16 protein-coding genes are annotated in these 19,132 nt (G+C 73.4%); 11 read left to right on the top strand and 5 right to left on the bottom strand.

Features of this window, described 5'->3' with window-relative positions:
- Positions 1 to 68: 68 nt before the first annotated feature.
- From ACZ5NJ_RS27095 to ACZ5NJ_RS27115, 5 genes are all read left to right on the top strand, one after another.
- A complete protein-coding gene (locus ACZ5NJ_RS27095) occupies positions 69 to 911 on the top strand; it encodes a nitrilase-related carbon-nitrogen hydrolase (RefSeq protein WP_468767973.1) in 843 nt (280 codons plus the stop codon).
- Positions 908 to 2,203 carry an aspartate aminotransferase family protein gene (locus ACZ5NJ_RS27100; protein ID WP_468767975.1) on the top strand — a complete coding sequence of 432 codons (1,296 nt, stop codon included), beginning with the start codon at positions 908 to 910 and terminating at the stop codon, positions 2,201 to 2,203. The genes ACZ5NJ_RS27095 and ACZ5NJ_RS27100 overlap by 4 nt, the downstream gene beginning before the upstream one ends.
- Before the next feature lie 10 nt (positions 2,204 to 2,213).
- A complete protein-coding gene (gene hydA, locus ACZ5NJ_RS27105) occupies positions 2,214 to 3,614 on the top strand; it encodes a dihydropyrimidinase (protein WP_468767976.1) in 1,401 nt (466 codons plus the stop codon).
- Between the two features lie 13 nt (positions 3,615 to 3,627).
- On the top strand, positions 3,628 to 4,644 hold the full coding sequence (locus tag ACZ5NJ_RS27110; RefSeq protein WP_468767977.1) for a TIGR03842 family LLM class F420-dependent oxidoreductase: 1,017 nt from the start codon (positions 3,628 to 3,630) through the stop codon (positions 4,642 to 4,644).
- A gap of 205 nt (positions 4,645 to 4,849) precedes the next feature.
- A complete protein-coding gene (locus tag ACZ5NJ_RS27115; protein ID WP_468767979.1) occupies positions 4,850 to 5,842 on the top strand; it encodes an alpha/beta hydrolase in 993 nt (330 codons plus the stop codon).
- A 24-nt stretch (positions 5,843 to 5,866) separates the two neighbouring features.
- On the opposite strand, the gene ACZ5NJ_RS27120 is transcribed toward ACZ5NJ_RS27115, so the two are convergent.
- The gene (locus ACZ5NJ_RS27120) at positions 5,867 to 7,267 is read right to left on the bottom strand and encodes a S53 family peptidase (RefSeq protein WP_468767980.1); all 1,401 of its coding nucleotides are present in this window, start codon (positions 7,265 to 7,267) and stop codon (positions 5,867 to 5,869) included.
- Positions 7,268 to 7,661: 394 nt separating this feature from the next.
- Between ACZ5NJ_RS27120 and ACZ5NJ_RS27125 the strand changes: the two genes are divergently transcribed.
- Positions 7,662 to 9,704, top strand: a complete 2,043-nt coding sequence (locus ACZ5NJ_RS27125) for a M4 family metallopeptidase (RefSeq protein ID WP_468767981.1) — start codon at positions 7,662 to 7,664, stop codon at positions 9,702 to 9,704.
- Between the two features lie 75 nt (positions 9,705 to 9,779).
- Here the strand turns inward: ACZ5NJ_RS27125 and ACZ5NJ_RS27130 are convergent, their stop codons facing one another.
- On the bottom strand, positions 9,780 to 10,823 hold the full coding sequence (locus ACZ5NJ_RS27130; protein ID WP_468767983.1) for a S1C family serine protease: 1,044 nt from the start codon (positions 10,821 to 10,823) through the stop codon (positions 9,780 to 9,782).
- Between the two features lie 104 nt (positions 10,824 to 10,927).
- On the opposite strand from ACZ5NJ_RS27130, the gene ACZ5NJ_RS27135 reads away from it, so the two are divergent.
- The 3 genes from ACZ5NJ_RS27135 to ACZ5NJ_RS27145 all read left to right on the top strand — a co-directional run bounded on the left by ACZ5NJ_RS27135 (position 10,928) and on the right by ACZ5NJ_RS27145 (position 13,748).
- A complete protein-coding gene (locus ACZ5NJ_RS27135; RefSeq protein ID WP_468767984.1) occupies positions 10,928 to 11,755 on the top strand; it encodes an inositol monophosphatase family protein in 828 nt (275 codons plus the stop codon).
- 62 nt (positions 11,756 to 11,817) lie between these two features.
- Complete coding sequence (locus tag ACZ5NJ_RS27140) at positions 11,818 to 13,239, top strand: phytoene desaturase family protein (RefSeq protein WP_468767985.1); 1,422 nt, start codon at positions 11,818 to 11,820, stop codon at positions 13,237 to 13,239.
- Entirely contained in the window at positions 13,239 to 13,748 is a 510-nt protein-coding gene (locus ACZ5NJ_RS27145) for an O-acetyl-ADP-ribose deacetylase (protein WP_468767987.1), read from the top strand. The genes ACZ5NJ_RS27140 and ACZ5NJ_RS27145 overlap by 1 nt, the downstream gene beginning before the upstream one ends.
- On the opposite strand, the gene ACZ5NJ_RS27150 is transcribed toward ACZ5NJ_RS27145, so the two are convergent.
- On the bottom strand, positions 13,745 to 14,458 hold the full coding sequence (locus ACZ5NJ_RS27150; protein ID WP_468767988.1) for an IclR family transcriptional regulator: 714 nt from the start codon (positions 14,456 to 14,458) through the stop codon (positions 13,745 to 13,747). The two genes, ACZ5NJ_RS27145 and ACZ5NJ_RS27150, sit on opposite strands and share 4 nt — an antisense overlap.
- Before the next feature lie 183 nt (positions 14,459 to 14,641).
- Between ACZ5NJ_RS27150 and ACZ5NJ_RS27155 the strand changes: the two genes are divergently transcribed.
- On the top strand, positions 14,642 to 15,721 hold the full coding sequence (locus ACZ5NJ_RS27155) for a helix-turn-helix transcriptional regulator (protein WP_468767989.1): 1,080 nt from the start codon (positions 14,642 to 14,644) through the stop codon (positions 15,719 to 15,721).
- Between the two features lie 7 nt (positions 15,722 to 15,728).
- On the opposite strand, the gene ACZ5NJ_RS27160 is transcribed toward ACZ5NJ_RS27155, so the two are convergent.
- Entirely contained in the window at positions 15,729 to 16,490 is a 762-nt protein-coding gene (locus ACZ5NJ_RS27160) for a GNAT family N-acetyltransferase (RefSeq protein WP_468767991.1), read from the bottom strand.
- Positions 16,491 to 16,569: 79 nt separating this feature from the next.
- Here ACZ5NJ_RS27160 and ACZ5NJ_RS27165 point away from each other — a divergent pair, with 79 nt between their 5' ends.
- Complete coding sequence (locus ACZ5NJ_RS27165; RefSeq protein WP_468767993.1) at positions 16,570 to 17,550, top strand: phosphotransferase family protein; 981 nt, start codon at positions 16,570 to 16,572, stop codon at positions 17,548 to 17,550.
- Here the strand turns inward: ACZ5NJ_RS27165 and ACZ5NJ_RS27170 are convergent.
- Positions 17,541 to 19,118, bottom strand: coding sequence for an AMP-binding protein (locus tag ACZ5NJ_RS27170; protein WP_468767994.1), 1,578 nt, complete (start codon positions 19,116 to 19,118; stop codon positions 17,541 to 17,543). The genes ACZ5NJ_RS27165 and ACZ5NJ_RS27170 overlap by 10 nt on opposite strands.
- Between the last annotated feature and the right edge of the window lie 14 nt (positions 19,119 to 19,132).

The following is a 19,132-nucleotide window of genomic DNA, read 5'->3' on the forward strand; positions in this document are numbered from 1 at the left end:
ACCTTCGACTCCCTACGCACACCGTCTACGTGCGTAGAAGTCGGCGTTCCCGTCGCGAGGAGCAGCTCATGGCCCAAGTCGTCCGCGCCGCACTCGTCCAGGCCACCTGGACCGGAGACACCGAGTCGATGATCGCCAAGCACGAGGAGCACGCCCGCCGGGCGGCCGCCCAGGGCGCGCAGGTCATCGGCTTCCAGGAGGTGTTCAACGCCCCCTACTTCTGCCAGGTCCAGGAGCCCGAGCACTACCGCTGGGCCGAGCCCGTCCCCGACGGCCCCACCGTGCGCCGGATGCAGGAGCTGGCCCGCGAGACCGGGATGGTGATCGTCGTCCCCGTCTTCGAGAAGGAGAGCGAGGGCTTCTACTACAACACCGCCGCCGTCATCGACGCGGACGGCAGCTACCTCGGCAAGTACCGCAAGCACCACATCCCGCAGGTCAAGGGATTCTGGGAGAAGTACTACTTCCGCCCCGGCAACCTCGGCTGGCCCGTCTTCGACACCGCCGTCGGCCGCGTAGGCGTCTACATCTGCTACGACCGCCACTTCCCCGAGGGCTGGCGCCAACTCGGCCTGGCCGGGGCCCAGCTGGTCTACAACCCCTCCGCCACCTCCCGGGGCCTGTCCGCCTACCTGTGGCAGCTGGAACAGCCCGCCTCCGCCGTCGCCAACGAATACTTCGTCGCCGCCATCAACCGCGTCGGCCAGGAGGAGTACGGCGACAACGACTTCTACGGGACCAGCTACTTCGTCGACCCCCGCGGCCAGTTCGTCGGCGAGGTCGCCAGTGACAAGGAGGAGGAACTCCTCGTCCGGGACCTCGACTTCGACCTGATCAAGGAGGTCCGCGACCAGTGGGCCTTCTACCGCGACCGCCGCCCCGACGCCTACGGAGGGCTCGTACAGCCGTGACCAACCCCACCCCCCTGCACAGCCGCCACCGCACCGTCCTGCCCGACTGGCTCGCGCTCTACTACGACCGCCCCATCGAGCTCACCCACGGCGAGGGCCGCCACGTCTGGGACGCCGACGGCAACCGGTACCTGGACTTCTTCGGCGGCATCCTCACCACCATGACCGCCCACGCCCTGCCCGAGGTCACCAAGGCCGTCTCCGAGCAGGCCGGGCGGATCATCCACTCCTCCACGCTCTACCTCAACCGGCCCATGATCGAGCTGGCCGAACGGATCGCCGCCCTGTCCGGCATCCCCGACGCCCGGGTCTTCTTCACCACCTCCGGCACCGAGGCCAACGACGCCGCCCTGCTGCTCGCCACCACCTACCGCCGCTCCAACCAGATCCTGGCGATGCGCAACAGCTACCACGGCCGTTCCTTCTCCACCGTCGGCATCACCGGCAACCGCGGCTGGTCCCCGACCAGCCTCTCGCCGCTCCAGACGTACTACGTCCACGGCGCCGTCCGCACCCGCGGCCCCTTCGCCGCCCTCGACGACGCCGCCTTCACCGCCGCCGCGGTCGCCGACCTGGAGGACGTGCTCGGCCAGGCCCGCGGGGGAGTGGCCGCCCTCATCGCCGAACCGATCCAGGGCGTCGGCGGGTTCACCTCACCCCCCGACGGGCTCTACGGGGCCTTCCGCGAGGTCCTGAACCGGCACGGCATCCTCTGGATCAGCGACGAGGTCCAGACCGGCTGGGGCCGCACCGGCGACCACTTCTGGGGCTGGCAGGCCCACGCGCAGAGCGGCCCGCCGGACATGCTCACCTTCGCCAAGGGCATCGGCAACGGCATGTCCATCGGCGGCGTCGTGGCCCGCGCCGAGGTGATGAACTGCCTCGACGCCAACTCCATCTCCACCTTCGGCGGTTCCCCGGTGACGATGGCGGCCGGCCTCGCCAACCTCGCGTACCTGCTGGACCACGACCTCCAGGGCAACGCCCGCCGCGTCGGCGGCCTCCTCCTGGAGCGGCTGCGCGCCCTCGCCGCCGCCTCGCCCGCCGTACGGGAGGTCCGCGGCCGGGGCCTGATGGCCGGACTGGAGCTCACCGAGCCCGGCACCGACCGCGCCGACCCCCAGGCGGCCGCCGCCGTCCTGGAGGCGGCCCGCGCCGGCGGCCTGCTCATCGGCAAGGGCGGCGGGCACGACACCAGCGTGCTGCGCATCGCGCCGCCGCTCTCCCTCACCGTCGCCGAGGCGGAAGAGGGCGCCGACATCCTCGGACAGGCGCTCCGCAGCATCGAGTAGGGGGACCGACATGAGCACCCGCACCCTGATCAGAGGCGGCCTGGTCGTCACCGCCGCCGACGAGCTCCACGCCGACGTCCTCGTCGAGGACGGCCGCGTGGCGGCCCTCGCCGCCACCGGCTCGGCCGCCGCCGGCGCCTGGACCGCCGACCGGACCATCGACGCGAGCGGCAAGTACGTCATCCCGGGCGGGGTCGACGCGCACACCCACATGGAGCTGCCGTTCGGCGGCACCTCCGCCTCCGACACCTTCGAGACCGGCACCCGCGCCGCGGCGTGGGGCGGCACCACCACCATCGTCGACTTCGCCGTGCAGAGCGTGGGCCGCTCCCTGCGCGAGGGACTCGACACCTGGTACGCGAAGGCCGACGGCAACTGCGCGATCGACTACGCCTTCCACATGATCCTCTCGGACGTCAACGAGCGCACCCTGAAGGAGATGGACCACCTCGTCGGCGAGGGCGTCACCTCCTTCAAGCTGTTCATGGCCTACCCGGGCGTGTTCTACAGCGACGACGGGCAGATCCTGCGCGCCATGCAGCGGGCCTCCGGCAACGGCGGGCTGATCATGATGCACGCCGAGAACGGCATCGCCATCGACGTCCTCGTCGAACAGGCCCTCGCCCGCGGCGAGACCGACCCCCGCCACCACGGCGAGGTCCGCAAAGTGCTCCTGGAAGCCGAGGCGACCCACCGGGCGATCCAGCTCGCCCGGGTCGCCGGCTCTCCCCTGTACGTGGTCCACGTCTCGGCGGAGGAGGCGGTGGCCGAGCTCGCCGCCGCCCGCGACAAGGGCCTGCCGGTCTTCGGCGAGACCTGCCCGCAGTACCTCTTCCTCTCCACCGACAACCTGGCGGAGCCGGACTTCCAGGGCGCCAAGTACGTCTGCTCGACACCCCTGCGTCCCAGGGAGCACCAGGCGGCCCTGTGGCGCGGCCTGCGCACCAACGACCTCCAGGTGGTCTCCACCGACCACTGCCCGTTCTGCTTCCGCGGCCAGAAGGAACTGGGCCGGGGCGACTTCTCGAAGATCCCCAACGGGCTGCCGGGCGTGGAGAACCGCATGGACCTCCTCCACCAGGCCGTCCTGGACGGGCACATCAGCCGCCGCCGCTGGATCGAGATCGCCTGCGCGACCCCGGCCCGGATGTTCGGCCTCTACCCGCAGAAGGGCACCATCGCGCCGGGCTCCGACGCCGACATCGTCCTCTACGATCCGCACGCCGAGCAGGTCATCTCCGCCGAGACCCACCACATGAACGTGGACTACTCGGCGTACGAGGGCAGGCGGATCACCGGACGCGTCGAGACGGTCCTCTCCCGGGGCGAACTCGTCATCGACCGCCGCGAGTACACCGGCCGGGCCGGCCACGGGGCCTTCGTCCACCGCTCCACCTGCCAGTACCTGTAAGGAGAGTCCCCGCATGGACTTCGGCCTCGTCCTGCAAACCGACCCGCCCGCCTCCCAGGTGATCAGCCTGATGAAGCGCGCCGAACGCAACGGCTTCCGCTACGGCTGGACCTTCGACTCGGCGGTCCTCTGGCAGGAACCGTTCGTCATCTACAGCCAGATCCTCGCCCACACGCAGAAGCTCCACATCGGCCCCATGGTCACCAATCCGGGCACCCGCACCTGGGAGGTCACCGCCTCCACCTTCGCCACCCTCAACGACATGTACGGCAACCGCACCGTCTGCGGCATCGGCCGCGGCGACTCGGCGATGCGGGTCGTCGGCCGCGCCCCCAACACCCTGGCCCGCCTCGGCGAGGCCATCGAGGTCATCCGCGACCTGGCCGAGGGCCGTGAGGCCCAGGTCGACGGCAAGCCGCTGCGCATCCCGTGGGTCAAGGACGGCAGGCTCCCCGTCTGGATGGCCGCGTACGGCCCGAAGGCCCTGGCCCTGACCGGAGAGAAGGCGGACGGGTTCATCCTCCAGCTCGCCGACCCGTTCCTCACGGAGTGGATGGTCAAGGCGGTCCGCGACGCGGCGGCCGCGGCCGGCCGCGACCCGGCGTCGGTCACCATCTGCGTGGCGGCCCCCGCCTACGTCACGGCCGACGACTCGCCCGAGGCCCTGGCCCACGCCCGGGACCAGTGCCGCTGGTTCGGCGGCATGGTCGGCAACCACGTCGCCGACCTGGTCTCCCGCTACGGCGAGCACTCCGGCATGGTCCCCGGGGAACTCACCGAGTACATCAAGGCGCGCCAGGGCTACGACTACAGCCACCACGGCCGCGCCGGTAACCCCTCCACCGACTTCGTCCCGGACGAGATCGTCGACCGCTTCTGCCTCCTGGGCCCGGCGGAGGCCCACATCGAGAAGCTCCGGACGCTGCGCGGTCTGGGCGTCGACCAGTTCGCCGTCTACGCCATGCACGACGCCCGCGAGGCCGTGATCGACGCGTACGGCGCGCAGGTGATCCCGGTGTTCGCCGGATGACGGCCGGCTGACCGGACCGGCCTGCCGGGCGTCCGCGCTCCTGCCCTACGATCAGGGGCGCGGGTCGTCGCGGTTCCACGGGGAACCCCGCGCCCGGCACTCCGGGGGGCGCACCGAACGCCGTACCCGGGCACACCCGGCCCCGAGGGGGGCCGCCGCCCCGGCAGACCCGGCCGGGCGTTCCACCGGTCGGAGAGTCCTCACCGTGCACACACAGCCGTCCGCTTCCCGCGCCGTCCTGGCCGGCGCCGCCGCCCTCGCCCTGGCCGCTTCGCTCGCGGGCTGCGGCAGCCCCGGGAAGGAGAAGGGGCCCGCCCCGGCCGCGTCCCCCGCGGCGCGGCCCGCGCCGGTCGAGCGGAAGGTGCAGATGCCGGCCGGCCCGGCCCCCACCATGACCAAGGTCCGGGACACCGCCGCCGGCCCGGTCTTCATGACCAGGCTGGCCGGACCGAAGTCCGGTGTGACCGGACAGGTGTGGGTCTGGCTCCCGCCCGAGTACAACGACCCGAAGTACGCGACGACCGGCTTTCCGGTGCTGACCCTGTACGCGGGCGGGCAGAGCAACGGCTACAACACCTGGGCCGGCGGCCAGCTGCCCGTCCAGGAGGAGGACGCGCGGCTGGCGAAGGAGGGCAAGGCCCATCCGTTCATCATGATCATGCCGGTGCAGAACTTCACCAGTGACGAGAAGAACGCGCTGGACTGCTCCGACATCCCGGGCCAGGCGAAGATGGGCACCTGGATGGCCGAGGACATACCGGACTGGGTCCGCGCCGGCTTCCGGACCCTGAAGGGCCGCGACAGCTGGGGCGTCATGGGGGCCTCCACCGGCGGGTTCTGCAGCGCCAAGCTCGCGCTGCAGCACCCGGACGTCTACCGGGCCGCGGTACCGATCGACGGCTACTTCGCCCCGGACTCCCTCCTGTGGAAGGGCCACGGCGCGGAGAAGGCCGCCAACAGCCCCGACCAGCTCGTCACCCAGGGCAAGGCCGACGTCAGGATGCTGGTCACGGCCGGTGGCGCCGACCCGTACGAGAAGGGCGTGGTCAAGGCCTGGATGGCCAAGGCCGTGCCGCCGGTCTCCGTCGAGTACTACGAGCTGCCCGGCGGCAAGCACCTGACCTCGGACTTCAAGAAGCTGATCCCGGACGTCCTGCGGTGGTTCACCAGGAACCTGGCGGGCCCCGCCTCCGACTGACCCCCCGAGCGGTGCCGGGGAGCGTCAGCCGCGCCGGCCTTCGAGGGCCAGGGACGGGACGAAGCGGGCCGCGTCCAGGGTGCCGGTGCCCGTGGCCATGTCGTAGCCGTTCACCGCGGGGTAGCCGGTGACGCCCTGGTAGCTGTTGTCCGTACCGTCGTTGACGTCGACGATGCCCGTGGAGCGGTCGTGGGCGGAGCGTCCGTACAGGCGGTACAGGGCCTCGTGGATGTCGCCGAGGCGCTTGCCCGCCACCTGGTCGGCCAGGGCCACGATGCCGGCGAACAGCGGGCTGGACTCGCTGGTGCCGCCGGAGACGTCCCAGCCGGTGGCCGCCGGGTCGTAGCTGGAGTAGATCCAGGCGCCGCCGTCGACCGCGGCGGCCATGGAGATGTCCGGGGTGCCGCGCCGGTCGCCGACGACGTTCTTGACGCCGTTCTGGAAGGACGGGCGGGAGAAGACGTGGGACTGGCCGCCGCCGCCGGCGCCGTAGTCGTTGTAGACGCTGTCGGGGGCGGTCCGCCGGCCCGCGCCGTCCAGGTGCAGCTGGGTGCCGCCGACCGAGGTGACGAGGGGGTCGGAGGAGGGCCAGGAGTTGACCCGCTCGTGGTAGTAGCCCGTGCCGTCGGCGGTGTTGTCGGTGGCGCCGCCGTCACCGGAGGAGGCGAGCACGGTGACGTGGTTGCGGGCGGCGGCCTCGAAGGCGTAGCGCAGCTTGCGGATGCTGGAGAAGTCGCCCTGGTCGAAGCCGGGGAAGGTGTTCTCGGTCGCGCCGAAGCTCTGCGTGATCACGTCGCCGATGCCGTGGTCGATCAGCGCCTTCTCGGCGTCCATCATCTCCGGCAGGCCGGTGGTGCCCTCGGTCTCCGCGACCGCGGTCTCCACCAGGACGATCTTCGCGTCCGGTGCCACGGCGTGGGCCATCTCCACGTCGAGGGTGCTCTCGCCGGCCCAGCCCAGCATGTCGGCGTTCTTCGGGTCCCAGGCGGGGACGTTGCCCCACTTGACCACCTGCACCTTGGTGCTGGGTATCCCGAACTGCCTGCTGTAGACGTCCAGGTCGTGCTGGACGGTCGGCGAGCCGAAGGAGTCCACGATGACGATGGTGCGGCCCTTGCCGGTGACGCCCGCCTTGTACAGGGGGTTCAGGTCGTACGCCTCGCGGTACTGGAGCGGGGTGTAGCAGGCGATCTTCCACTTGGCCCGGCACTCCTCGACGGAGAGCGGGCTGCCCACGGCGCGCACCAGCTGGTGTCCGGCGACGGCCGGACGGGCCGCGGTGCGCGCGGCCGTGAAGGCGGAGGCGGGTGCGGAGGCGGTCGCGATCCCGGTCACCGGGGCGGCCGCCACCGCGGTGAGCGCGAGGCCGGCGGCGGCGGCCGTGGTGGCCGCGGCGCGCGGCCACATACGACGGACTGGATGCATTGCGGACTCCCTTGGGGGGTGGCGCCGCTCGGAGCGGTCCCGGTGATCTCACCCGCCAAGTCATGAGCAGGACAAGGCTGTTTGACGCTTGATGTCGAACGCTTTACCTGAATGCGCAACTGGCCGCCGAGTACCGCGATCTGGTCAAGTCGCGTCTTGAATCAGCGCTGTTGGGTGGATCCGCGTGGATCTGCGCCGGTGCGCAGTGTCCGCTCAGCGGACGCCCTAGGGCGAAATCCGGACGCGTTTCGGCCAATAGCTGACGTGTCCATGGCGATCATGGAGATCGCTGGCAACCTCTCCCCATCCCCAACACGATCAGCTCCGCACGCTCTGCCCGGGCGGCCCGTTCCAGGCTGCCCGGTTCCACCCCCCACACGCAGAAGGAGTCCGCGTGAAGTCCACGCATCGGCGGAACGCCACCGCCACCGGCGCTCTGCTCGCCGCCGCAGCCCTGCTCACCGTCGGCGTCCAGGCCGGCAGCGCCACCGCGCAGCCCGGCGGTTCCGCCACCGCGACGGCCGCCAAGGGCCAGCCGGTCCGCAACCCGGGCGCCCTGCCCGCGCAGCTCACCCCGTCCCAGCGCGCCGAGCTCATAGCCAAGGCCCAGAGCACCACGGCCGCCACGGCCAAGGAACTCGGCCTCGGCGCACAGGAAAAGCTCGTCGTCCGCGACGTGGTCAAGGACCAGGACGGTACCACCCACACCCGCTACGAGCGCACGTACGAGGGACTCCCCGTCCTCGGCGGCGACCTGGTCGTCAGCCGCACCGCGGCCGACAAGACCCAGAGCGTCAGCAAGGCCTCCAACGCCCAGCTCCAGGGCATCTCCACCGCCGCCCCGGCCGACGCTCCGGCGGCCGCCTCCGCGAAGGCCCTCGACGCCGCGAAGGCGGTCGGCTCCAAGGCCGACAAGACCGACTCCGCGCCCCGCAAGATCGTGTGGATGGCGAAGGGCGTTCCGACCCTGGCCTACGAGACCGTCGTCGGCGGCCTCCAGGACGACGGCACCCCCAACCAGCTGCACGTCATCACCGACGCCAAGACGGGCGCCAAGCTCCACCAGTGGCAGGGCATCGAGACCGGTGTCGGCAACACCCACTACAGCGGCCAGGTCACCCTCGGCTCCACGAAGACCAGCACGGGCTACTCGCTGACCGACGCCGGCCGCGGCGGCCACAAGACGTACAACCTGAACCACGGCACCTCCGGCACGGGCTCGCTCTTCAGCCAGTCCACCGACACCTGGGGCAACGGCGCCAACTCCAACGCCGTCACGGCGGGCGCCGACGCCGCCTACGGCGCCGGGGTCACCTGGGACTTCTACAAGAACGTCTTCGGCCGCGCCGGCATCCGCGGCGACGGCGTCGCCGCCTACTCCCGCGTCCACTACGGAAACGCGTACGTCAACGCGTTCTGGGACGACAGCTGCTTCTGCATGACCTACGGCGACGGAACGGCCAACAACGACCCGCTGACCTCACTGGACGTCGCCGGTCACGAGATGTCGCACGGCGTCACCGCCGCCACCGCCGGCCTGGAGTACAGCAACGAGTCGGGCGGCCTGAACGAGGCCACCTCCGACATCATGGGCACGTCCGTCGAGTTCTACGCGAACAACCCGAGCGACCCGGGCGACTACCTCATCGGCGAGAAGATCGACATCAACGGCGACGGCACCCCGCTGCGCTACATGGACAAGCCGAGCAAGGACGGCGGCTCCGCCGACGCGTGGTACTCCGGCGTCGGCAACCTCGACGTCCACTACTCCTCGGGCCCGGCCAACCACTGGTTCTACCTGGCCTCCGAGGGCTCCGGCGCCAAGACGGTCAACGGCGTGAACTACGACTCGCCGACCTCCGACGGCCTGCCCGTCACCGCCATCGGCCGGGACAAGGCCCAGCTCGTCTGGTACAAGGCCCTGACCACCAAGTTCAACTCCACCACGGACTACGCGGGTGCCCGTGAGGGCACGATCGCCGCGGCGACCGAGCTCTACGGGGCCGGCAGCGCCGAGGTCAAGGGCGTCACCGACGCCTGGGCCGCCGTCAACGTCGGCGCCCGTTCGGGCGGCGGCACCCCCACCCCGGGGAACGTCTTCGAGAGCACGACCCGCGTGGCCATCCCGGACTCCCCCGGCCCGGCGGTCACCTCCTCGGTCGCCGTCACCGGGATCACCGGCAACGCGCCGAGCACCCTCAAGGTCGGTGTGAAGATCACCCACACCTACATCGGTGACCTGCAGATCGACCTCGTGGCCCCCAACGGGACCTCGTTCCGCCTGCAGAACTCCTCGTCGGACTCCACCGCCAACCTGGACAAGACGTACACGGTGAACGCCTCGGCCGTGGCGGCCAACGGCACCTGGAAGCTTAAGGTCCAGGACAAGGGAGCCGCCGACACCGGCACGATCACCGACTTCAAGCTCACCTTCTGATCGGCCGTCCCGCAGCATGCCGAGCGTGCCCGGAGCCCCACCAGGCTCCGGGCACCTCGCGTCGAACCGCTGAAGCTACTTGCCGCTCTTGTCCAGGACGAGGTTCGCGTCCCAGGCCTGGCCCGCCTTGATCGGCTTGCCGGCCTCGTCGGTGAACGACTGGGTGTAGATCCCGCTCAGCGGCAGCGTTTCACCCGGAGAGGCGGACTGAAGGACGTCGCAGACATCCGCGAAGGAGGCGGCAGGAGCGCCCTTGACGTCGGTGACGATCATCCCTTCGACGTCCTTGAACTGCTTCTGGATCTTCTCGACCGTAGGGGCGTCCTCGGGCGTGAAGGTCTCCGGCAGCGTGGGGTCGTGCAGGTACGCCAGCTCCCACCCCGGGTCGTTCCTCTTCTCGCCGGAGGCCAGCGTGTCGAGCAGCGGCCGGACGTGGTCACTGCTGATGGCGTAGAACTGCCCCTCCACCCCCGCGTTCCCGTTGCCGAGCGTGTTGATCCCGACCACCTCCCCCTTCCCGTTGAGCAACGGTCCGCCGGAATTGCCCGGATTGACGGTGGCGGAGTGCTGCAGCGTGTCGGGGTAGCGCGGCAGGGACGGGTCGGGAACGGCGTCCTTGACGGTCGGATTCTGCACGGCGCCCGTGGTGAACACGGGCTTCTGCGACGTTCCCTCCTTCTCGAACGTGGCGGGATAGCCCAGCGAGGTGACGGTGTCGGCGACGCCGACGTCTGCGCTCTTGCCGAACTTCAGCTGTTTGAGGTCCGGTTGGGGAGAGGAGAACTGCAGCACGGCGAGGTCCTCGCAGGGATCGATCCCGAGCACGCGGGCAGCCGCGGGCGCCCGGTCCCCCACCGTGACCCGCAAAGACGGCTCCCCCTGCACCACATGCGCGTTGGTGACGATGAGCCCCTTCTGGGCGTCGTAGATGATCCCGCTGCCGTCTGCCTTGGGCCCCGAGATCTTCACCGTGGCCGGCGCGGCGCGCTCGTAGATCTCCTTGGGCGAAAGGTCATCGGCGAAGGCGATCCCTCCGCCGGTTCCGAGAACCACCGCCGTGGCGATCGCCAGGGCGTTTCCGGTGCGTCGTCCCCTCATGAGCCCGCCGCCTTTCTCCACGCACGGACGACCCCTTTCCCGGCTAGCCCCGGCCCCCGGGGGGTGTCCTGCCGGCGCCGGAGAACCCGCTGGGGTTCGACGGCGGGCCGTGATGTGATGGGGGCATGATCGATGCATTCCTCGCCCATGACCTGTCCGCCGTCGAAGAAGCGGTCCGCAAGGCCGCGGCCGCGGAGATCATGCCGCGGTTCCGGCAGCTCGCCGACCACGAGGTGGACCAGAAGAGCGGCCCGCACGACCTGGTCACCGACGCCGACCGGCTGGCCGAGCAGCACCTCACCGCCTCGCTGGCCCGGCTCCTGCCCGGCTCGGCCGTCGTCGGCGAGGAGGCGGTGCACGCCGACCCGGAGGTCTACGGGGCCCTGCGCGGCGACGCCCCCGTCTGGATCGTCGACCCCGTCGACGGCACCCGGCAGTTCGTGGAAGGGGACCCGCACTTCTGCACCCTCGTCGCGCTGGCGGTGCGCGGGGAGGTCCTCGCCTCCTGGACCTACGCGCCGGCCCTGGACGTCCTGGCCACCGCCGTGCGCGGACAGGGCGCGTACGTCAACGGCGAACGGATCCACAGCGGTTCGCCCCGGCCCGGCGCCGAGCTGCGCGTGGCCACCGCCCACCCGCTGTACACCTCCGAGGAGGACCGGCGGTACCTGTCCCGGCTCGACGTCCCCGGCGTCGCCCCCCGCCCCTGCGGATCGGCGGGCCTGGAGTACCTGAGGGTGGCCCGCGGCGAGATGGACGCCCTGGCCTTCACCTGGCCCTCGGCCTGGGACCACGCGGCCGGACTGCTGCTGGTCGGCGAGGCGGGCGGCGCGCAGAGCACCGTGGACCGCGTCCCCTTCCGGATCGACCGGGACAACGCGCTGCCCTTCGCCGTGGGCCGCGACGAGGCCACCGCGGTCCGCGTCCGCGAGCTGCTGCGCGGCGAGGACTGAGGGGGCCGGGAAGGGCGCATTAGGCTGGGGGCAGTGGCCGCCGCCGGACGAAGGAGCTGTCAGTGCCGTCGATTCTCGACGCAGTCGTGGTGGGGGCGGGGCCCAACGGCCTGACGGCCGCGGTCGAACTGGCCCGCCGCGGCCACTCGGTGGCCGTCTTCGAGGCCGCCGGATCCGTCGGCGGCGGCGCCCGCACCGAGGAGCTCACCCTCCCCGGCTTCCGGCACGACCCCTGCTCGGCCGTGCACCCGCTGGGCGCCGGCTCCCCGGTGTTCAAGACGATGCCGCTGAAGCGGTACGGGCTGGAGTGGCTGCACGCCCCGCTGCCCATGGCGCACCCCTTCGACGACGGCACGGCCGCCGTACTCTCCCGCTCCGTCGCGGAGACGGCGGCGTCCCTCGGCCCCCGGGACGCGGGCGCCTACCGCCGCCTGGTGGAGCCCTACCTCGGCCAATGGGACACCCTCGCGCGGGACTTCATGTCCCTGCCCGACACCGCGCTGCCCCGCGACCCGCTCCTCCTCGCCCGGTTCGGCCTCACCGGCCTGCCGCCCTCCACCTGGCTGATGCGCCGCTTCCGCGAGGACCGCGCCCGGGCCCTGTTCGCCGGGCTCGTCGCGCACGTCATCGCCCCGCTGAACGGCATCGGCACCGGCGCCGTCGGCCTGGTCTTCGCCCTGGCCGCGCACGCCGGCGGCTGGCCGGTGGCGCGGGGCGGCTCCCAGTCGATCTCCGACGCGCTCGCCGGCTACCTCGCCGACCTCGGCGGCGCCGTCCACACCGGCTTCGAGGTCAAGCGGCTCGACGACCTGCCGCCGGCCCGCGCCTACGTCTTCGACACCTCCCCGACCGCCCTGGCCCGGATCGCCCGCCTGGGCCGCGCGTACGACGGCTACCGCTACGGGGCCGCCGCCTTCAAGCTCGACTACGCCCTGTCCGGACCCGTCCCCTGGACCGCCGAGGCCCCCCGCCGGGCCGGCACCGTCCAGATCGGCCCCGGCAGCCGCGACATCGACGCCGCCCTCCAGCTGGCCTCGGGCGGCCGCGCCCCCCGCAGCCCGTTCCTCATCACCGCCCAGCCCAGCCTGGTCGACCCCGGCCGGGCACCGGAGGGCAAGCACGTCTTCTGGGCGTACGGGCACGTCCCCGCCGGCTGGACCGGCGACCTCACCGAAGCCGTCGAACGACAGCTGGAGCGCTTCGCCCCCGGCTTCCGCGACCTGGTGCTCGCCCGCGCCACCGCCGGCCCGCCGGAGCTCGCCGCCCGCAACCCCAACTACGTCGGCGGCGACATCGCCTGCGGCTCAGCGGCCGGACTCCAGCTGCTGCTGCGGCCCCGGATCACCCTCTCCCCGTACACCACCGCCCACCCGGCGGTCTTCCTCTGCTCCTCGGCCACCCCGCCCGGACCCGGCGTGCACGGCATGTCCGGCCACAACGCCGCCAAGGCGGTCTGGCGCCACCTGCGAAAGGCAGCCCACTGATGGTCCGCATCACCCTCGTCCAGGGCGACATCACCGCCGAAGAGGCCGACGCGGTGGTCAACGCCGCCAACTCCTCCCTGCTCGGCGGCGGGGGAGTGGACGGCGCCATCCACCGGCGCGGCGGCCCCGAGATCCTCGCCGCCTGCGAGGACCTGCGCCGCTCCCACTACGGCAAGGGCCTGCCCACCGGGCAGGCGGTCGCCACCACCGCCGGCCGCCTCCCGGCCGAGCACGTCATCCACACCGTCGGCCCCGTCTGGTCCCGCCACGAGGACCGCTCGGAGCTCCTCGCCTCCTGCTACCGCGCATCCCTGCGCGTCGCCGACGAACTGGGCGCCCGCACCGTGGCCTTCCCGGCCATCTCCACCGGCATCTACGGCTGGCCCATGGACGACGGCGCCCGCATCGCGATCGACACCGTCCGCACCACCCCCACCCGGGTGGAGGAGGTCCGCTTCGTCCTCTTCGACACGGCCGCCTACACCACCTTCGAAGCCGCCCTCCGCTAGCCCCCCGACCCGGCCCGCCGCAGCGGCTCCGGCCAGGTCGTGCGGGCCCGCGCGGGGTCGTCCCGCCAGGGGTGGGCGGTGCGGGGGAGGCGGGCCGACAGCGCTGCGGCCGCCGCCGCGGCCGCGGCCGTCAGCGGGGCCAGGGGCCGGTCCGCCGGGGTCATCGCGGCCAGCGCCGCCACCACCCGCCCGTCCCGGCCCCGCACCGGGAGCGCCGCACAGCACAGCCCCGGCACCACGCCCTCGCGGTCCACGAACGGGCCCCGCTCCCGGCTCGTCAGGGCCAGCCCCGCGGCCGTGCCGAGCGGGAAGCACATCCCGTCGCGCACCGGCACCAGCGGTTCGGCGAGCCCCGGCACCGAGGCCACCGTCAGCGCCATCCCGTCACGCGGCACCACCAGGACGGCGCTGGCGCCCGTCGTCATCCGCACCCGCAGCAACGGCGTCCGCGCCGCCGCCCGCAGCCCCGGGTACGGCTGCCACGACTGCCCCAGCCGGAACAGCTCCGGCCCCAGCACGTAGCGCCGGCCCCGCCGCTCGACCGCCCCCAGCGCGGCCAGCTGCTCCAGCAGGCGGTGAGCCGTCCCCTTCGGCACCCCGCACGCCACGGCGATCTCCGTCAGCCCCGCCTCCCCGCCCGCCCGCCGCAACGCGTCGAGCAGCGCGAACGCCCCGTCGAGCACCCCTCTGCCCACCGACTTCCCCGTCATCGATCCCCCCGCACCCCTCGGTCACCGGCCCGAAGTCCCTCCGCAGTGTGCGGACGCCGCGCCGGCCGCGCCATCCCAGGAACCTGGGGGTGCGACCCGCCCCGCGCCGTTTATCGAACGTTCAGCGCCATGGCCGAATCTGGACCCCTGTCCGCCCCGCCGGGCGGCCGAACGGGAGGACGCATGACCGGCCCCACGTACTGGCAGGCCGCGTACCGGCGTACGGTCCGGGCCGCGCGGGAAGCGACCGGCCCCGTCCCGGTGCTGGAGGCGGCCGCGGCCGAACTGGCGCGCACCGTCCCCTTCGAGCTGTGGGCCGGGGTCCTGCTGGACCCGGACACCCTGCTCAACGTCGGCGGCGTCTACCGGCACGGCGTGGGCGCGCGGTGGATGCCCCGGATGCTCGACATCGAGTACCGCGAGGGGGACGCGCTCCAGATGCCCGCCCTCGCCCGGTCGGGCACCGCGCCCGTGGGGACCCTGCACACCGGACTCGACGGCCGGCTCGACCGCAGCACCCGCTACCGCGACATCTACCGCCCGCAGGGGCTGGGCGACGAGATGCGGATCCTGCTGCGCGACGCCGGCCGGGTGTGGGGCGCGCTGGTCATGGTTCGCGACGCCGGCGGAGTGCCGTTCTCCGCCGCCGAGACGGAGTTCGCCGCCCGGCTCTGCGCCCCGCTGGGCCGGGCCCTGCGCGACTCCCTGACGGCCGTGCCGGGCGGCCGCGACCCCGAGGCGCGGGCGATGGTCCTGCTCGGCGCCGAGTACGAGCTGCTCACCTCCTCCGCCGCGGCCCGGGCCTGGTTCGCCGAGCTGGCCGAGGTACCCGCGGCCGGCACCGGTCTGCCGGCCGCCGCCTACGGGGTGGCGGCGGCCGCGCTGCGCAGTGAGGCGGGCGGCAGCCGGGTGTGCGTGCCCACCCGCTCCGGAGGCTGGGCGGGCATCGAGGGCTGGCGCCTGGACGGGGGCCCCGCACCGCAGATCGCCCTGTCCGTCGGGCCGGCGTCCCCGCCCGACCGGATCGCCGCGCTGCTGCGGGCGTACGCGCTGACCCCGAGGGAGTGCCAGGTGCTGCGGCAGGTGCTGCGCGGCGCGTCGACGGCGCAGATCGCCGCCGGGCTGGCCCTCTCCCCGCTGACGGTGCAGGACCACCTCAAGTCGGTGTTCGCCAAGACCGGGGTGCGCTCCCGCCGCGAGCTGGTCGGGCGGGTCTTCTTCGAGCAGTACCTGCCCGAGCCGCCGCCCGACCCGTCCGGGTGACGCTGCCTCAGACCCGCTCGAAGCCGTGGCACCGGCCGATGACCGAGAAGCCCCGGCGCTCGTACCAGTGGCGCGGCCAGTCGGCCGCGTCGGCCGTCAGGAAACGGGTGGCGCAGTGCGCGTCGGCGGCCCGGCGCAGGGCGGAGGCCAGGACCGCGTCGCCGTAGCCGCGCCCCAGGTGGAGCTCGGAGGTGACCAGGTCCTCGATCTGGGCCGTGCCCGAGGCGGGGTCCAGGTAGAGGTCGGCCCACGAGACGACCTCGCCCTCCGGCGAGCGGGCGCCGATGAACCGCACGGTGTCGGCCCCGCGCCGGCCGGTGTCGCGGCGGTCGACGAGCTGGCGGATCACCTCCTCGCCGGCCTCGGGCAGGAAGTCGCGCCAGCGCCGGGCCAGCGGCACGCGGAGCGCGTCGAGGTCCACCTCCTCCGCCCCGCCGTCGGCCGGCACCGGACCCCCGTGCAGCATGACGAGGTAGACGGAGTGCGCGTAGCCGGCCCGCAGCAGCGGCTCGGCGCAGGCCTTCCCGGTCTCGTCGTCGAGGACGGTGAGCTGGCGGTACGGCAGGTGCCCCAGTACCTCGTCCGCCAGGGCGGGCAGTGCCCCGGGGTCGACCGCTCCGTCGACGACGGCGTAGTTGTTGCCGTACGAGAGCGGGAACGCGTCGTCGAGCGCGGCGAATCCGCCGGGGAAGTCGACGGTCCGCGCGGCCTTGCGGCGCGCGAAGGCCGCGAGGAAGGTCTTGATCTGCTGTATCTCGGAGACGGGCATGGGGTGAGCCTAGGCGGCCGGGTGCCGTGACTTCTCGGGTTTTCCCCCGGTCCGTGCTGTGTACAACTAGGCTGCGGCCATGGGGACGCACGCGGAGACGGAGCAGGCGGAGCAGACGGAGCGGGACTGGGCGGCGACCCGCGCCTGGGTGGAGGGCACACTGCCCGACGGGGAGCGCATTGAGGGCGCCACGCCGCTCCAGGGCGGCTGGACCTCGCGGATGCGCCGTCTGGACCTGGCCGGCGGGGCGGCGGGCGCCCGGTCGCTGGTACTGCGGTCCTTCGTCCGGCCCTTCTACCTCCGTCACGCCGAGGGCCTGCTGGCGCGCGAGGCGGCGATCCTGCGGCTGCTCGCCGGCACGGACGTCCCCGCCGCCTCGCTCGTGGCCGTGGACCCGACGGCGGAGCACTGCGACCACCCCTCCCTGCTGATGTCCCTGCTGCCCGGGACCGTGCGCGTCGACGACGGGGAGCACGGGCGGCGCGCCGAGCTGATGGCCCGGCAGCTGCTGGGCATCCACCGGCTACGGGTGTCCGCGGCGGACCGGCCCCGCGCCTACCAGGCGTGGGCCTCCGCCGAACAGGTCACCCCGCCGGAGGACACCGGGAGGCCCGCGCTGTGGCGGCGGGCCGCGGACGTCATCCGCCGCGAGCCCCCGGAGCACCGGGCCTGCTTCCTGCACCGCGACTTCCACCCCGGCAACGTCCTCTTCGAGGGGACCGGCGAGGCCCTGCGCGTCAGCGGGGTCGTCGACTGGGTGGAGACCTCCTGGGGGCCGGCCGACCTGGACGTCGCCCACTGCTCGACCTCCCTGGCCCTGCTGCACGGGGTGCCCGCGGGCATGGGCTTCGCCGACCGCTACACGGCGGCCGGGGGAACCCTGGCCGAGGACCCGGCCGGTCACCTCTACTGGCGCCTGCTCGACGCCCTGGCCTTCGCCCCGGACGCGGAGAAGGTCGCCGTGCCCTGGCGTGCGCTGGGCCGGACCGACCTCACCCCGCGGGTGATGGCGGACCGGCTGGAGGACTACCTCGACGCACTCTTCGAACGCTACGCCTGAGCCGGGGGGCGTCCCGCCGGGCCTCCCAGGGTGCGGGCCAGCAGTCGCTTGTCGGGCTTGCCGACGCCGGTGAGCGGGATCCGGTCCACGGTGTGCACGGCGCGGGGCGCGTACATCGCCCCCATGTGCCGCGTGACGTACTCCCGGACCACCCCGGGCCCCGCGTCCCGCCCCGGCACGGGGACGACCGCCGCGTGCACCTCCTCGGTCCCGTCCGCCCGGCGCACCCCGAACACCGCGCACCGGGCGACGGCGGGATGGGCCAGGAGCAGTTCCTCCAGTTCCGCCGGGTGGACGTGCCCGCCGACCACGACGATCCGGTCCCCGAGCCGGTCCAGGACGAACAGGCGGCCCTCGGCGTCCAGGCAGCCGACGTCCCCGGTACGGATCCAGCCGTCGCGCAGCACCTCCGCGGTCGGCCCGGGCTGCCGCCAGTACCCGCTCATCGGCATCGGGGTCCGGACGACGATCTCCCCGCTCTCCCCGGCGGGCAGCGGCCGGCCGTCGGCGCCGCGGATCTCGATGGTGACGCCGGGCCCCGGCCGGCCCGCCGTCGGCAGCCCGCCGGGGCCCGTCACCCCGTGCTCGTGCGGCAGCACCTCGGCGATGTTGCCCGCCTCCGTCTGCCCGTACCAGCCGTGCAGCACCGGCCCGAACGCCCGGGCCGCCTCCCGCAGCCGCCCCGCCGACGCGGCGGTCCCGCCGTAGAAGACGCGGCGCAGGGCGGACAGGTCGGTCGCCGGCCGGTCCGGGTGGTCCAGCAGCTCGTAGAGCAGCGGCGGCAGCAGCCAGACGTCCGTGATCCGCTCGCGGGCGAGGGCCGCCAGCACGTCGCCCGCCTCGAACCCGGGCCGGAGCACGACGGTGCCGCCGGCGAGGAGGGTGATGTCCGCGAGGACGCCCGCCATGTGCGCGAGCGGGGTGCAGGCGAGGGTGCGGGGCGGGCTCCCGGCGGGAATCCGGCCGGCGTGGAGGGCCAGCGTCCGCGCGTACGGGCCGTGCGCCATCCGCACCCCCTTGGGGACCCCGGTGGTGCCGCCGGTGAAGCGGACGCACCAGTCGTCCCCGGGGCGGGCCGCGCCCGCCACCGGGCGGGGCGGCCGCAGCGCCGCGGCCGCCGTCAGGTCCTCGTGGTCCGGGGACGGCCCCAGGGACAGGACGGCCTCCACCTCGACCCGGGCGAGCAGCGCCCGGACGGCGGCCTCCGTGCCGGGCGCCACCAGCAGCACCGCCGGGCCGACGCCCTCCACGATCCGCGCCCGCGCCTCCGGGGCCGTGCCCTCGCCCAGGAACACCGCCCGCGCGCCGATCAGGTTCGCCGCGTACCGGGCGGTGAGCGCCTCGGGCCGGTTCCCCGTCAGGAAGGCGACGGTGGCGCCCCGGCCCACGCCCCGCTCCGCCAGCTCCGCAGCCGTCCGCAGGATCCCGTCGCGCAGCTCCCCGGCGGTGACGGCGGGGCCCCGCGCCGGCACCAGGGCCGGCCGGCCGGGGGAGCGGGCCAGCACCTCCAGGACGGACTCGACGTAACTCCGGTACGGCACACCCGTGTTCACACTGTTCTCGGTCATGCTCCGCAGGCTAG

This window comes from Streptomyces sp. NPDC032091 (assembly GCF_055580265.1).

Excerpts from the sequence above, each read along its gene's own strand:
- ACZ5NJ_RS27110 (WP_468767977.1), top strand. The coding sequence starts at position 3,628 with ATGGACTTCGGCCTCGTCCTGCAAACCGACCCGCCCGCCTCCCAGGTG.
- ACZ5NJ_RS27145 (WP_468767987.1), top strand. The coding sequence starts at position 13,239 with ATGGTCCGCATCACCCTCGTCCAGGGCGACATCACCGCCGAAGAGGCC.
- ACZ5NJ_RS27120 (WP_468767980.1), bottom strand. The coding sequence starts at position 7,267 with ATGCATCCAGTCCGTCGTATGTGGCCGCGCGCCGCGGCCACCACGGCC.
- ACZ5NJ_RS27165 (WP_468767993.1), top strand. The coding sequence starts at position 16,570 with ATGGGGACGCACGCGGAGACGGAGCAGGCGGAGCAGACGGAGCGGGAC.
- ACZ5NJ_RS27095 (WP_468767973.1), top strand. The coding sequence starts at position 69 with ATGGCCCAAGTCGTCCGCGCCGCACTCGTCCAGGCCACCTGGACCGGA.
- ACZ5NJ_RS27170 (WP_468767994.1), bottom strand. The coding sequence starts at position 19,118 with ATGACCGAGAACAGTGTGAACACGGGTGTGCCGTACCGGAGTTACGTC.
- ACZ5NJ_RS27150 (WP_468767988.1), bottom strand. The coding sequence starts at position 14,458 with ATGACGGGGAAGTCGGTGGGCAGAGGGGTGCTCGACGGGGCGTTCGCG.
- ACZ5NJ_RS27135 (WP_468767984.1), top strand. The coding sequence starts at position 10,928 with ATGATCGATGCATTCCTCGCCCATGACCTGTCCGCCGTCGAAGAAGCG.
- hydA (WP_468767976.1), top strand. The coding sequence starts at position 2,214 with ATGAGCACCCGCACCCTGATCAGAGGCGGCCTGGTCGTCACCGCCGCC.
- ACZ5NJ_RS27155 (WP_468767989.1), top strand. The coding sequence starts at position 14,642 with ATGACCGGCCCCACGTACTGGCAGGCCGCGTACCGGCGTACGGTCCGG.
- ACZ5NJ_RS27160 (WP_468767991.1), bottom strand. The coding sequence starts at position 16,490 with ATGCCCGTCTCCGAGATACAGCAGATCAAGACCTTCCTCGCGGCCTTC.